General features: G+C 66.9%; 13 protein-coding genes. 4 read left to right on the top strand and 9 right to left on the bottom strand.

What is annotated here, in order from left to right:
* Nucleotides 1-173 precede the first annotated feature (173 nt).
* The 4 genes from Q0316_RS17950 to Q0316_RS17935 all read left to right on the top strand — a co-directional run bounded on the left by Q0316_RS17950 (nucleotide 174) and on the right by Q0316_RS17935 (nucleotide 3,016).
* Complete coding sequence (locus Q0316_RS17950; protein WP_298674873.1) at nucleotides 174-644, top strand: NUDIX domain-containing protein; 471 nt, start codon at nucleotides 174-176, stop codon at nucleotides 642-644.
* Entirely contained in the window at nucleotides 638-811 is a 174-nt protein-coding gene (locus tag Q0316_RS17945; protein WP_298674870.1) for a DUF1289 domain-containing protein, read from the top strand. Before Q0316_RS17950 ends, Q0316_RS17945 begins: the two co-directional genes overlap by 7 nt.
* Nucleotides 812-888: 77 nt before the next feature.
* On the top strand, nucleotides 889-2,235 hold the full coding sequence (locus Q0316_RS17940) for a TldD/PmbA family protein (protein ID WP_298674866.1): 1,347 nt from the start codon (nucleotides 889-891) through the stop codon (nucleotides 2,233-2,235).
* Nucleotides 2,228-3,016 (top strand): 3'(2'),5'-bisphosphate nucleotidase CysQ, encoded by a 789-nt coding sequence (locus Q0316_RS17935; protein ID WP_298674863.1) that lies wholly within the window; start codon nucleotides 2,228-2,230, stop codon nucleotides 3,014-3,016. Before Q0316_RS17940 ends, Q0316_RS17935 begins: the two co-directional genes overlap by 8 nt.
* 9 nt (nucleotides 3,017-3,025) lie before the next feature.
* Here Q0316_RS17935 and Q0316_RS17930 read toward each other — a convergent pair whose 3' ends face one another.
* The 9 genes from Q0316_RS17930 to Q0316_RS17890 all read right to left on the bottom strand — a co-directional run bounded on the left by Q0316_RS17930 (nucleotide 3,026) and on the right by Q0316_RS17890 (nucleotide 12,708).
* A complete protein-coding gene (locus Q0316_RS17930; RefSeq protein WP_298674860.1) occupies nucleotides 3,026-3,772 on the bottom strand; it encodes an HAD-IIB family hydrolase in 747 nt (248 codons plus the stop codon).
* Nucleotides 3,769-4,563, bottom strand: a complete 795-nt coding sequence (locus tag Q0316_RS17925) for a Cof-type HAD-IIB family hydrolase (protein ID WP_298674887.1) — start codon at nucleotides 4,561-4,563, stop codon at nucleotides 3,769-3,771. The genes Q0316_RS17930 and Q0316_RS17925 overlap by 4 nt, the downstream gene beginning before the upstream one ends.
* Nucleotides 4,563-5,549, bottom strand: a complete 987-nt coding sequence (gene gnd / locus Q0316_RS17920) for a phosphogluconate dehydrogenase (NAD(+)-dependent, decarboxylating) (RefSeq protein WP_298674858.1) — start codon at nucleotides 5,547-5,549, stop codon at nucleotides 4,563-4,565. The genes Q0316_RS17925 and gnd overlap by 1 nt, the downstream gene beginning before the upstream one ends.
* A 69-nt stretch (nucleotides 5,550-5,618) precedes the next feature.
* Nucleotides 5,619-6,728, bottom strand: a complete 1,110-nt coding sequence (tal, locus tag Q0316_RS17915) for a transaldolase (protein ID WP_298674854.1) — start codon at nucleotides 6,726-6,728, stop codon at nucleotides 5,619-5,621.
* 93 nt (nucleotides 6,729-6,821) lie between these two features.
* Nucleotides 6,822-8,891 (bottom strand): transketolase, encoded by a 2,070-nt coding sequence (tkt, locus tag Q0316_RS17910; protein ID WP_298674851.1) that lies wholly within the window; start codon nucleotides 8,889-8,891, stop codon nucleotides 6,822-6,824.
* A gap of 167 nt (nucleotides 8,892-9,058) precedes the next feature.
* A complete protein-coding gene (gene rpiA, locus Q0316_RS17905; RefSeq protein WP_298674848.1) occupies nucleotides 9,059-9,736 on the bottom strand; it encodes a ribose-5-phosphate isomerase RpiA in 678 nt (225 codons plus the stop codon).
* Nucleotides 9,737-9,754: 18 nt separating this feature from the next.
* Nucleotides 9,755-10,645, bottom strand: a complete 891-nt coding sequence (locus Q0316_RS17900) for a crotonase/enoyl-CoA hydratase family protein (RefSeq protein ID WP_298674845.1) — start codon at nucleotides 10,643-10,645, stop codon at nucleotides 9,755-9,757.
* 69 nt (nucleotides 10,646-10,714) lie between these two features.
* On the bottom strand, nucleotides 10,715-11,077 hold the full coding sequence (locus Q0316_RS17895; RefSeq protein WP_298674842.1) for a DUF6491 family protein: 363 nt from the start codon (nucleotides 11,075-11,077) through the stop codon (nucleotides 10,715-10,717).
* A gap of 107 nt (nucleotides 11,078-11,184) precedes the next feature.
* Nucleotides 11,185-12,708, bottom strand: a complete 1,524-nt coding sequence (locus tag Q0316_RS17890) for a fumarate hydratase (RefSeq protein ID WP_298674839.1) — start codon at nucleotides 12,706-12,708, stop codon at nucleotides 11,185-11,187.
* Nucleotides 12,709-12,710: the final 2 nt, after the last annotated feature.

The following is a 12,710-nucleotide window of genomic DNA, read 5'->3' as shown; positions in this document are numbered from 1 at the left end:
CCGCGCCGCAAGCACGAACCGCGCGAGCAGGCCGCCGACCAGCGCCGCCGCAAGGAGCCGCGCGCCGAAGCGCCGCAGCCGAGCCGCCGCCACGAAACGCGGGACGATACGCCCGATGACGGCTGGAACGGCCCGGTGCCCAGCTTCCTGAGCGTCTCGATCGACCTCTGACGATGATCGCGCTGCGCTACCGGATCGCCGGGCGCGCAATGCGGCTTTATGCGTGGGCGGTGCGCCCGCGCACGTTCGGGGTGCGCGCGCTGCTGCTCGATCCCGGCGGGCGCATCGCGCTGGTGCGGCATCATTATATCGCGGGCTGGTATCTGCCCGGCGGCGGCGTGAACAAGGGCGAAAGCGCGACAGCCGCGATCCGGCGCGAACTGCGTGAGGAAATCGGGCTGGCGCACGTCGAGATCGCGGGCGTGCTCGGCATCTATCACAATCGTGCCGAGGCGAAGGACGATCATGTCGTGGTGTTCATCGCCACTGTACCCGCCGGGGCAATCCCCGTCGCCGCCGACCGCCGCGAGATCGCCGAGGCCGGCTGGTTCGCGGCCGATGCGCTGCCCGACGACACCTCCCCCGCGACCCGACGCCGCATCGCGGAGCATCTCGCGGGCCGGCAGGGGCATGGCGCATGGTAAGCGATGTGCCCGAATCGCCCTGCATATTGGTGTGCGTGATGGACAAGGCGAGCGGACTTTGCCTGGGCTGCCACCGCACGCTCGACGAAATCGCGCGCTGGTCAGCGATGAGCGACACAGAAAAACGCGCGGTGCTCGCCAAGCTCGAAGAACGCGCCCGCGCGTGAGCGTTTTTGCACGCGATCCGGCCCGCCATCGGATCAGGGCCTAGCGCGCGGCGGCACCTGCCCCTAAGTCCTCCGCGATGCTTACTTCCGATCAGGCGCGGGATCGCGCGCAGGACATTGTGGCGCGCGCGATCCGCGCCGGCGCCGACGCGGCGGATTCGGTTTTCGCCGCCGACGCCTCAAGCGAAGTCTCCGTTCGCCTCGGCAAGCTGGAGGATGTCGGCCGGTCCGAAAGCGAGGATCTGGGCTTGCGCGTGTTCGTCGGGCAGCGCTCGGCCAGCGTATCCACGTCCGACCTTTCCTCCGACGCGATGGACGTGCTCGTCGAGCGCGCGGTCGCGATGGCACGGGAGGCCCCGGAGGATCGCTGGGCCGGGCTTGCGCCCGAGGCGCGGCTGCTGCGGGGCACGCCGCCTGCGCTCGATCTTGAGGATCGCGGCGAAATCTCTCCCGCCGAATTGCGCGAGATCGCCGCTGCGGCGGAGGATGCGGCGCGCGCCGTGCCCGGCGTGACCAACAGCGAAGGCGGCGGCGCGAGCGCGTCGCGCAGCGTCATCGCGCTCGCCACCAGCCATGGGTTCGCGGGCGGCTATGCCACCACCGGCTTCGGCGCATCAGCGAGTGTGATCGCGGGCGAAGGCAGCGCGATGCAGCGCGACTATGCGTTCCACTCTGCCCGGCATCGCCACCGGCTGGAGCCAGCCGACGCGATCGGGCGCGAGGCGGGCGAGCGCGCCGTCGCGCGGCTCAATCCCGGTCGCGTCGAAAGCGGCGCGATGCCGGTGGTGCTCGATCCGCGCGTCGGCATGAGCCTGCTGGGCCATCTGACCGGCGCGGTCTCCGGCCAGTCGATCGCGCGCAAGACGAGCTTCCTGCTCGACGCGCTGGGCACGCGGGTGTTCGCGCAAGGCATCCACATCCGCGACGATCCGCATCGCCCGCACGGGCTGCGTTCGCGCCCATTCGACGGCGAGGGGCTGCCGGTTTCCCCGCTCGCGCTGATCGAGGACGGGATGCTGGAAACCTGGCTGCTCGACACCGCGTCCGCGCGGCAATTGGGGATGGAGCCGACCGGCCATGCCGCGCGCGGCATCGGCGGCGCGCCGGGCGTATCGACCAGCAACCTCTATATGGAAGCAGGGCATGTGCCGGTGGAAACGCTGATCGCGGATATCGCGCGCGGCGTTTATGTCACCGAATTGATCGGCCAGGGCGTGAATGGCGTCACCGGCGATTACAGCCGGGGCGCGGCGGGCTTCCTGATCGAAAATGGCGAGATCGCCGGGCCGGTGGCCGAATTCACCATCGCGGGGAATTTGAAGGACATGTTCCGGGAGCTTACGCCGGCCAACGACCTTGAGTTCCGTTACGGCACCAACGTGCCCACGCTGCGCATCGACGGGATGACCGTCGCCGGTGGCTGACCCCCGCCTCGCCGACGCGGTGGCGGACATCACCCGCGAAGCAGGCGCACTTGCCCTCGCACGGTGGGGCAGTGATTTCGCGCGCTGGGAAAAGACGCCCGGCAGCCCGGTGTGCGAGGTCGATCTCGATCTGGATGCGATGCTGCGCGCGCGACTGATGGCGCTGCTGCCCGATGCCGGCTGGCTTTCCGAGGAAACCGCCGACAATCCCGATCGGCTGGCGTGCGATCGGGTGTGGGTGGTCGATCCGATCGACGGCACGCGCGACTATATCCGCGGGCGCCCCGGCTGGGCGGTGTCGGTGGCGCTGATCGAACATGGCCGCGTCCTGTTCGCCGCGCTCGACGCGCCCGCGCGGAACGAAGCCTGGCGCGCGAGCGCGGGCGGCGGCGCGACGCTCAACGGCATCGCGATCCACGCCGGCGATCGCGCGATCTTCCCCGGCGCGCGCGTGCCGACCGAGGCGCTCCCCAAGGCCGATCGCGATCTGGTGGCGGTGGAAAAGCCCAATTCGATCGCGCTGCGCATGGCGATGGTGGCGGACGATCGCGCCGATCTGGTCGCCACCTTGCGCTGGGGCAATGAATGGGACATCGCCGCCGCCGCGCTGATCGCCGCCGAAGCGGGCGCCGCGATCAGCGATGCGTTCGGCGCGCCGCTCACCTTCAACAAGCCCGATCCGCGTGCCTTCGGCGTGATCGTCTCCACCCCCGGCATCCACGCGGCGGCGGTGGAGCGGCTGCACGATCGCGCGACGGCGATCATCGCCGAGGGGCGATAACCTCGTCCGCTATTTCTGGCAGGCGACCACCGTTGCGATCACGCCCAGCGTATCCTGCGGATCGCGCACCCGCACCGTATCCAGCCCAAGTTCCTTCGCCGGATAATCGTTGCCGCCGGGGAAGATCGCATCGCCGACGAACATCATCGCCTCCAGCGCGATGCCGCTCTCGTCGCGCAGCTTCTTGAGACCATAAGCCTTGTCCACGCCCTCGCGCGTGATGTCGATCGAGGTGGCGCCGCCCATATTGATGGCAAGGCCCGGCAGACGCTGGCGCAGATCGGCCTGGATCACGCGGCGCTTGGCGAAATCCGGATCCCATTTCTCCTTGGCTTCGAGCGGCGCCTGCTGGCCGAGCGCGGAGAAGGTGATCTGGCTGCCGCGATCCTCGATCCGCTCCCCCCATGTCTGTTCGGGCACGAAGCCGGTCGCGGCGAGGCTGGCGTTGAACGCGTCGATGATCCGTTTCTTCTCCGCATCCGAAAACAGCTCGGCATAGACCGGGGACCATTGCCCGTCGCGGAAGGTATAGAGCTTGGTGCCGGTGGTCGGCATCAGCCACAGCCTGGCGCGATCGGCGCGCGCGGGCAGGCGCGAGGCGACCTGCTTGTCGAACTGCGGCCAATCACCGCCCGAGATCACCGCGACATCCGCCACGCCAAGCAGATCGGCCAGCGCGTCTGCCATATCCTGCTTTATCGCCTGCTTGCTCTCGGCGAGCGTGCCGTCGAGATCGAACGCCACCAGCTGCTTCACATCATTCTCCCGAGAATCAGATTATCAATGGCATGGGCCACCCCATCCGCGTCGTTACCAGTGGTAACGTCGTTCGCCCTGCCCTTCACCACGCCGGTCGCATTGCCCATGGCAATCGAACGCCCCGCGCGCTCGAACATCGCGAGATCGTTGGCCTGATCGCCGATCGCAACCGTGTGCTTCAGCGGCACGCCGATCGCCTGCGCCAGCGCCGCGATGCCAGCGCCCTTGTTCGCGGGGAGCGCGGTGATGTCCAGATAATAGGTCTGCGACTGCACGATCGTGGCGCGCATCGCGAACGGCTTCACTTTCTCCGCCAGCGTTGCCAGCAGCACGGCATCGTCGCTCACGAAGGTGATCTTGTCGGCATGATCGAGAAGATCGTCGAACGTGTCGCGCACGATCATATTCTGCGCCGAAGCCAGCCGCTCATGCGCGACATGCACGCCCCGATCGGTCGAGCCATACCAGCGATCGTCAGCGAACACCCAGCGATCGACCGCCGCGTCGCCGATCAGATCGAACACGCCGCGCGCCACCTCGGGCGCGATGGTGTGATGCTCGGCAACGCCGGCGTCGCGACGAAAGATGAGCCCGCCGTTGAACGCCCCCATCGGCAGGTCCAGCGCCAGTTGCTCGGCAAGCGGCATCATGCCGGACATCGGGCGCGCGCTGATGATGGTGAAGCGGATGCCCGCCGCGCGCAGCCGCGCGACCGCGGCGATCGTCGCCCCGGTCAGTCGCTTCTGCCCGTCGACCAACGTGCCGTCGACATCGCAGACCACCAGCATCACTGCGGAATCTCTACATGACCGCCAAAGCCGTAGCGCATCGCGGAAAGGAGCTTGTCTCCGAACATATGCTCGATGCGGCTGCGATAGCGCGCGAACAGCGCCGTGGTCAGCACCGCTACCGGCGTGGATTGCTCCATCGCCGCGTCGATCGTCCAGCGGCCCTCGCCCGAATCCGCGACATTGCCGGAGAAGTTCGACAGATCATGATCCTTCGCCAGCGCCGCCGCGCTTAGATCGAGCAGCCAGGACGAAATCACCGAGCCGCGCCGCCACACCTCGGCAATGTCTGCCATGTTGAAATCGAACTTCTCGTCCTCGGGCAGATGCGGCGCGTTGCGGCCGAACAGCACGTCGAAGCCCTCGGCATAGGCCTGCATCAAGCCATATTCGATGCCGTTATGGACCATCTTGACGAAATGCCCCGCGCCGACGCGCCCGGCGTGGATATAGCCCTTCTCCGCGCGCGGATCCTCATTGTCCGCGACCTCCCGGCCGGGGGTGCGCGGCACGCTGCCCGATCCCGGCGCGAGCGTGTCGAAGACCGGATCGAGCAGATCGACCGCCTCCTGCGCACCGCCGATCATCATGCAGAAGCCGCGTTCCAGCCCCCATACCCCGCCGGACGTGCCGACATCGACATAATGCACGCCCTTTTCCGCCAGCGCCTTGCCGCGGCGGATATCGTCCTTCCAGAAGGTGTTGCCGCCATCAATCACGATCGTGCCGGGCGCGGCCTGTGCGGCGATCGCCATCACGGTCTGTTCTGTCGGATCGCCAGCCGGCAGCATCACCCACCAGATCGCGGGATCGGCGAGCCGCCCGCGCATATCGTCCAGCGATTCAGCCGCGATCGCGCCCTCACCCGCCAGTTCCGCCACGGCATCGGCGTTGCGATCCCATACGACGCATTCATGGCCGCCGCGCATCAGGCGCCGCGCGATATTGCCCCCCATTCGGCCAAGGCCGACGATGCCGATTTTCATGCGCTATCCTTCTTCCCAGTCCCGCCCCGGCTCAATCGCCGGGCGCGGATATCGTTCCGAAGGAAGGGCTCAGGCGGCGGCGGGATGCTTCGCCGCGATCGCGCCCAGCAGATCATCGAATGAATGGATGAAGGCGTGAACGCCCTCCTCCACCAGCAGCGCCGTTACGCCATCAAGGTCCAGCCCCAGCCGCTCGGCATCGGCCATTTCCCGGCGCGCGCCAGCCACGTCCTGCGTCAGCGTTTCGGCGACCGTGCCGTGATCGCGGAAGGCGTCGAGCGTCTTGGGCGGCACGGTGTTCACCGTATCCGGCCCGATCAGCGTGTCGATATAGAGCGTATCGGGATAAGCGGCGTTCTTGGTGCCGGTCGATGCCCACAAGAGGCGCTGCGGCATTGCGCCCTTCGCGGCGAGCTTCTGCCAGCGATCCGATGCGATGAACTCCTGATACCAGGCATAAGCGAGCTTGGCGTTGGCGATCGCCACCTTGCCCTTCAACGCCTTCGCCGCATCGCCACCGACGCCGGCGTCGATCTTCGCGTCGATCTTGCTGTCGATACGGCTGACGAAGAAACTCGCCACGCTCGCCAGCCGGTCGATCGGCTGGCCCTTTGCGACGCGCTGTTCCAGCCCCTCGACGAAGGCGAGCGCGACTGCCTTGTATGCCTCGATCGAGAACAGCAAAGTGACGTTGATGTTGATCCCGGCGGCGATCGACGCGCCGATCGCGGGCACGCCTTCCGCCGTCCCCGGAATCTTAATCATCAGATTGGGGCGATCGACCGCCTTCCACAGCCGCGCCGCTTCCGCGATCGTGCCGTCGGTATCTTCCGCCAGCTTGGGCGAGACTTCGAGGCTGACATAGCCGTCCTTCGCGTTCAGGCGATCGTACACCGGGCGCAGCGTGTCCGCCGCCGCCTGGATATCCTGCACCGCGAGATGCTCGTAGCGCGCCATCGCGGTGGCATCCGGGTTCGCCTTGTCGAACGCCGCGAGGCTTTCGTCATAAGCGGTGCCCTGGCCCATCGCTTTCTCGAAGATCGACGGGTTGGAGGTGACGCCGCTGACGCCGTCTTCCTCGACGAGCTTCTTCAGCCCGCCGTCGTTCAGCAATTTGCGGTCGATGAAGTCAAGCCACACCGCCTGACCGTGGCTTTCAAGGTCATTGATGCGTCCCATAGCTTTCAACTCCATTTTCGAACCGAATGACCAACAATATCTGATCGCACCCGCGCCGGAACAAGGCCAGGCCTCGCCCCGACGCGGGAGAACTCAGCCGCGCAGCGTTTCCTTCGCCACCTTCACCACATTCGCCACGGTGAAGCCGAACTTTTCCGCGAGCTTGCCCGCGGGCGCGGATGCACCGAAGCCGTGCATCGTCACCGTGCGACCCCGCGCGCCGACATAGCGATCCCAGCCCATCTCGCCGCCCATCTCGACCGCGACGCGCGCGGTGACCTTCGCGGGCAGCACCTTTTCCTTATACGCCGTGTCCTGCCGCTCGAAGCGGAACCACGACGGCATCGACACGACGCGCGCGGCGATCCCTTCGGCCTTCAGTTGCTCATAAGCGCCGACGGCGAGCGACACTTCAGAGCCGGTGGCGATCAGGATCACCTGCGGATCGGGGCTGTCGGCGAGGATGTACGCGCCCTGCTCGACGCCCGATGCGCTTTCGTACTTGCCGCGATCCAGCGTCGGCAGCGCCTGGCGCGACAGGATCAGCGCGGTCGGGTGCGCGCCATCGCGGACGATCAGGCGCCATGCCTCGGCCACCTCGTTCGCATCGGCGGGGCGGATCGTGTCGATCCCCGGCGTCGCGCGCATCATCGCGAGATGCTCGATCGGCTGGTGGGTCGGCCCGTCCTCACCCACGCCGATCGAATCGTGCGTGTAGATCCACGTGCTGCCCAGCTCCATCAGCGCCGACAGGCGCACCGGCGGGCGCATGTAATCGAGAAACACGAAGAAGGTGCTGCCATAAGCGCGCAGGCCGGACAGCGTCATCCCGTTGACCACCGCGCCCATCGCATGTTCGCGCACGCCGAAATGGAAGTTCGCACCGCCGTAATTGCCCGGCTCGAACGAGGGCGCCCCCTTGATGTCGGTCTTGGTCGATGGCGCGAGATCGGCCGAGCCGCCGATCAGCCACGGCACGCGCTTCGCGATCGCATTGAGCACCTTGCCCCCCGCATCGCGGCTGGCCATGCCCTTCTCATCGGCGGCAAACGTCGGAATATCCGCGTCCCAGCCATCGGGCAGCTTGCCGGCGAACACCAGCGCAAGCTCCGCCGCGAGTTCCGGCTCCACCTCGGCATATTTGGCGAAGGTCGCCTGCCATTCCTCGCGCAGCGGACGACCGCGCTCGGTGATTGCCTGCTCGAACGCGGGCTGCACGCCTTCGGGAACGTAGAAATCCTTCGCCGGCCAGCCATAGACCTGCTTGGTCAGCGCGATATTCTCAGCGCCCAGCGGCTCGCCGTGTGCCTTCTCGCTGCCTGCGCGCGGGGAGCCCCAGCCGATCACCGAGCGGACGATAATCATCGTCGGACGGTCGCTGGTCGCGCGGAACGAGGTGAAGGCAGCGGTCAGCGCGGCGATGTCGTTGGCATCGGCGACATGGATGACGTGCCAGCCATAAGCCTCGAAACGCTTGCCCACATCCTCGTCGAACGCCAGCTCGGTGCTGCCCTCGATCGAGATATGGTTCGAATCGTAAATCCAGCACAGGTTCGACAGCTTGAGGTGCCCGGCAAGGCTCGCAGCCTCGGCGGATACGCCCTCCATCAGATCGCCGTCGCCGCACAACGTGTAAACGTCATGATCGAACAATGTGAAGCCCGGCTTGTTGTAGCGCGCCGCGAGCCAGCGCTCCGCGATCGCCATGCCCACCGAATTGCCGCAACCCTGCCCGAGCGGCCCCGTGGTCGTCTCGACGCCGGTGGTGTGGCGGAATTCGGGGTGACCCGGCGTCTTCGAGCCGAGCTGGCGGAACGCCTCGATATCGGCGAGGCTCACCGCGGGCTGGCCGGTCGGCTTGCCGCTCCGATCCAGCTCCTTCACGCCCGCTAGGTGGAGCAGCGAATAAAGCAGCATCGAGGCATGGCCGACCGACAGCACGAAACGATCGCGGTTCGGCCAATCCGGCGTGCCGGGATCGTAGCGCAGAAACTTCGCCCACAGCGCCCAGCCGACCGGCGCCAGCGCCATCGGCGTGCCGGGATGGCCGGAATTGGCCTTCTGCACCGCATCCATCGAGAGCGTGCGGATCGTGTCGATCGCCAGCCGTTCCGGGCTGCCATCCTCGTGGAAGGCGGTGGGGGCGGTTGCGGTATCGGTCATCAAAAGGGCCTCGCTCGGGAATTATGATGGCGAACGCGCCGCGCGGGCGCGTGGTTGCCGATTCCCCGCCCCCTTAGGGTCCAAACGCGATTAGAACAACGCCGCGATCGCCCGCGCAAAGCCGGCTGGCAGGAAGCACAGGGGCGTCGGCCCGTTTGCGTGCGCCCCTATTCCGTCGATCCGCCGCGTTCCAGCCGCGTCACCACGCCATCGGCGGCAATATAGGCCGCGTCGACCTCATCGAGGAACAACCCGTGCCCCAAAGCGCCCGGAATCGCGGCGATCCGCGCCGCCAGCGCGCGTGGATCGGACATTGCGGGAAAGCGGCAATCGGCGATGATATTGCCATTGTCGGTCCGGTAGTCCGCACGCACCGTCACCATCGCGGCGAGCCGCTCCAGCGCCGCCACCACAAAGGCGCGGGCGAAGGGCAGCACCTCCACCGGCAGCTTCGCCGCGCCGATCGCGGCGACGCGCTTCGATCCATCGGCGATCACCACCATCCGGCGGGAAGCGGCGGCAACCGTCTTCTCACGCAGCATCGCCCCGCCCGCGCCCTTGATCGCGAACAGCCGGGCGTCGATCTCGTCCGCGCCGTCGATCGTCAGATCGAGCATGGCGATCTCGCTGAAATCCCGCACGACGATGCCCGCGGCGCGCGCGGCGGCGGCGGTCGCGTCGCTGGTCGCCACCGTCTGCACGCGAAGCCCGGCGCGGACACGCCGGGCGAGCGCCGCGATCGCGTGCGCGGTGGTGGAGCCCGTGCCGAGGCCGACGAGCATATCGTCCATCACCTCGGCCACCGCGGCCTCCGCCGCCAGCCGCTTGTCGTCATCCGCGCTCATCACGACGAGGATAACGGATCAGCTATATTTCTGCTCCTCCCACCAGGGGACGAAATCGGGCATGTCCGCCGATACGCGATCGGGATAGGTCGGCGCGCGCTTTTCGAGGAACGAGGACACGCCCTCCTTCGCATCGCCCGAGCGCCCGCGTGACAGGATCGCGCGGCTGTCCACCTTGTGCGCGTCCATCGGGTGCGAATAGCCAAGCCCGCGCCACAGCATCTGCCGGGTCAGCGAGATCGAGACAGGGGCGGTATTGTCAGCGATTTCGCGCGCCAGCTCGGTCGCGCGCGCGAGCAGCCTGTCGCCGGGCAGCACCTCGGAAACCAGCCGCCCGCGCAGCGCCTCCGCCGCGTCGAACACCCGGCCCGAATAGCACCATTCGAGCGCCTGGCTGATGCCCACGACGCGCGGCAGGAAATAGCTCGACGCCGCCTCCGGCACGATCCCGCGCCGCGCGAATACGAAGCCCATCCGCGCGCTTTCGCTGGCGAGGCGGATATCCATCGGCAGCGTCATCGTGGAGCCGACACCCACCGCCGGGCCGTTGATCGCGCCGATCACCGGCTTCAGGCATTCGAATATCCGCAGGGTCAGCCGCCCGCCGCCGTCGCGCGCGCTTTCGCTAGAATAGCGCAACTCGCCGTTCGGGCCGACCGGCGATTCCGCACCACGCCCCTCATAATCGAACGTCTTGGCACCACCCGACAGATCGGCCCCGGCGCAAAAAGCGCGCCCCTCACCCGTCACGATCACCGCGCGCACATCATCATCCGCGTCGATCCGATCGAACGCGTCGATCATCTCGTGCATCATGCGCGCGGTGAAGGCGTTGAGCTTGTCCGGTCGGTTCAGCGTGATCGTCGCGATCCCGTCGCTCACCGCATATCGGATCTGTTCGTAGTCCAAGCCGCCTCTCCCTCGATTTCGTATCGAAGGCACCATAACATTATTTATGGCAGCGGAGGCAAGCGCGGCTCAGCCCTTGTGGTGCTTCTTCTTCGATGGCGGCGGCGCGCTTTTGACGAGCGAGGTGAGCTGGCACCGCTGGTGGCCGACGATCAACGTGGAGAAGCGATCGAGCGTGTCGATGCCACGCGTTTCCACGCCGATATGCTCCACAAACGGCAATTGCGTGCACGGACCCATCAGGCGCGCGTAATACCAGTTGAAGCCGTTCGCCCGCAGATAGACCCCCTGATCGCCATCGGCGCGGAAATCATCAATGGTGCCATGATTGACGAACGGGACGCTGGCCTCCTTCGCGTCCTTCGGTTGCGCCGCGAAGGCGGGCGCTGACGCAATCAGCGCCAGCGCGGCGAACAAACCTGGCCTTAGCATATGCCTTGCCTCCATTTGAGGCAGGGGAAACGAGTGGCCGGCCACGCCGGGTCCATTAAACATTCTTCCCCCCGGCCTCATGCCGGGGGAAAGAACGCGCTCGCGGCTCACGCGCCGACGAGCAGATGCTCCTTCGCGATCTTCTCGCGCCACACCAGCGGCGCGAGCTGGTGGACGTTTTTCCCTTCCGCATCGACCGCGACGGTGACGGGGAAATCCTGCACCTCGAATTCGTAGATCGCCTCCATGCCGAGATCCGCGAAGCCGACGACCTTGCTGCCCTTGATCGCGCGCGCGACGAGATAGGCGGCACCACCCACCGCCATCAGATAGGCGCTCTGGTGGTCCCTGATCGCCTCGGTCGCCGCCGGGCCGCGCTCGGCCTTGCCGACCATCGCGAGCAGGCCCTGCTCCAGCATCATGCGGGTGAACTGGTCCATCCGCGTCGCGGTGGTCGGGCCGGCGGGGCCGACCACTTCCTCGCCGACCGGATCGACCGGCCCGACATAATAGATCACGCGGCCCTTGAACTCGACCGGGAGCTGCTCGCCCCTGGCCAGCATGTCCTTGATCCGCTTGTGCGCCGCATCGCGCCCGGTGAGCATCTTGCCATTGAGCAACAGGCGATCGCCCTGCTTCCAGCTCTGCACCACTTCCGGCGTCAGCGCATCGAGATCGACGCGGATCGCGGCCTTGTCCGGCGCCCAGTTCACATCGGGCCACTCATCGAGCTTCGGCGCCTCCAGATAGGCCGGTCCTGAGCCGTCGAGCGTGAAATGCGCGTGGCGCGTCGCGGCGCAGTTCGGGATCATCGCCACGGGCTTGCCCGCCGCATGGCACGGCGCATCCATGATCTTCACGTCGAGGATGGTGGAAAGCCCGCCCAGCCCCTGCGCGCCGATGCCCAGCGCGTTGACCTTGTCGAAAATCTCGATGCGCAGCGCCTCGATATCGTTCTTCGGCCCGCGCTGTTTCAGCGTCGCCATGTCGATCTGTTCCATCAGCGACTTCTTGGCGAGCAGCACGCAATGTTCCGCCGTGCCGCCGATGCCGATGCCCAGCATCCCCGGCGGGCACCAGCCAGCGCCCATCTGCGGCAGCATCTCCAGCACCCAGTCCACGATCGAGTCGCTGGGGTTCATCATCTTGAACTTGGATTTGTTCTCGCTGCCACCGCCCTTGGCCGCGACATCGACATGCACGTGATCGCCAGCGACCATCTCGACATGGAGGACGCAGGGGGTGTTGTCCCTGGTATTGCGGCGGGTGAAGGCGGGGTCGGCGAGCACGGAGGCGCGCAGCTTGTTCTCCGGGTGCAGATAAGCGCGGCGCACGCCCTCATCCACCACCTCCTGCAAGCTGCGCGACGTGTCGTCGAGGCGGCAGTCCATGCCCCATTTCACGAAGACGTTGACGATGCCGGTATCCTGACAGATCGGGCGATGCCCCTCCGCGCACATCCGGCTGTTGGTCAGGATCTGCGCGATCGCGTCCTTCGCCGCCGGGGATTGCTCGGCGCGATACGCGTCACCAAGCGCGCGGATGTAATCCATCGGGTGATAGTAACTGATGAACTGCAGCGCGTCGGCGACGCTTTCGATCAGATCGGCGGAACGGATCGTCGTGGTCATTG

It is taken from the genome of uncultured Sphingomonas sp., assembly GCF_937871615.1.
In the GTDB taxonomy this organism is placed as follows: Bacteria; Pseudomonadota; Alphaproteobacteria; order Sphingomonadales; family Sphingomonadaceae; genus Sphingomonas.
The sequence above is the reverse complement of the archived record's forward strand: the minus strand, read 5'-3'. Positions and strand labels throughout refer to the sequence as shown.

What these genes read in the sequence shown, in the direction of transcription:
- Q0316_RS17945 (WP_298674870.1), top strand. Translation starts at nt 638, where the DNA reads ATGGTAAGCGATGTGCCCGAATCGCCCTGCATATTGGTGTGCGTGATG.
- Q0316_RS17940 (WP_298674866.1), top strand. Translation starts at nt 889, where the DNA reads ATGCTTACTTCCGATCAGGCGCGGGATCGCGCGCAGGACATTGTGGCG.
- Q0316_RS17895 (WP_298674842.1), bottom strand. Translation starts at nt 11,077, where the DNA reads ATGCTAAGGCCAGGTTTGTTCGCCGCGCTGGCGCTGATTGCGTCAGCG.
- gnd (WP_298674858.1), bottom strand. Translation starts at nt 5,549, where the DNA reads ATGAAAATCGGCATCGTCGGCCTTGGCCGAATGGGGGGCAATATCGCG.
- tkt (WP_298674851.1), bottom strand. Translation starts at nt 8,891, where the DNA reads ATGACCGATACCGCAACCGCCCCCACCGCCTTCCACGAGGATGGCAGC.
- Q0316_RS17950 (WP_298674873.1), top strand. Translation starts at nt 174, where the DNA reads ATGATCGCGCTGCGCTACCGGATCGCCGGGCGCGCAATGCGGCTTTAT.
- Q0316_RS17925 (WP_298674887.1), bottom strand. Translation starts at nt 4,563, where the DNA reads ATGCTGGTGGTCTGCGATGTCGACGGCACGTTGGTCGACGGGCAGAAG.
- tal (WP_298674854.1), bottom strand. Translation starts at nt 6,728, where the DNA reads ATGGGACGCATCAATGACCTTGAAAGCCACGGTCAGGCGGTGTGGCTT.
- Q0316_RS17890 (WP_298674839.1), bottom strand. Translation starts at nt 12,708, where the DNA reads ATGACCACGACGATCCGTTCCGCCGATCTGATCGAAAGCGTCGCCGAC.
- rpiA (WP_298674848.1), bottom strand. Translation starts at nt 9,736, where the DNA reads ATGAGCGCGGATGACGACAAGCGGCTGGCGGCGGAGGCCGCGGTGGCC.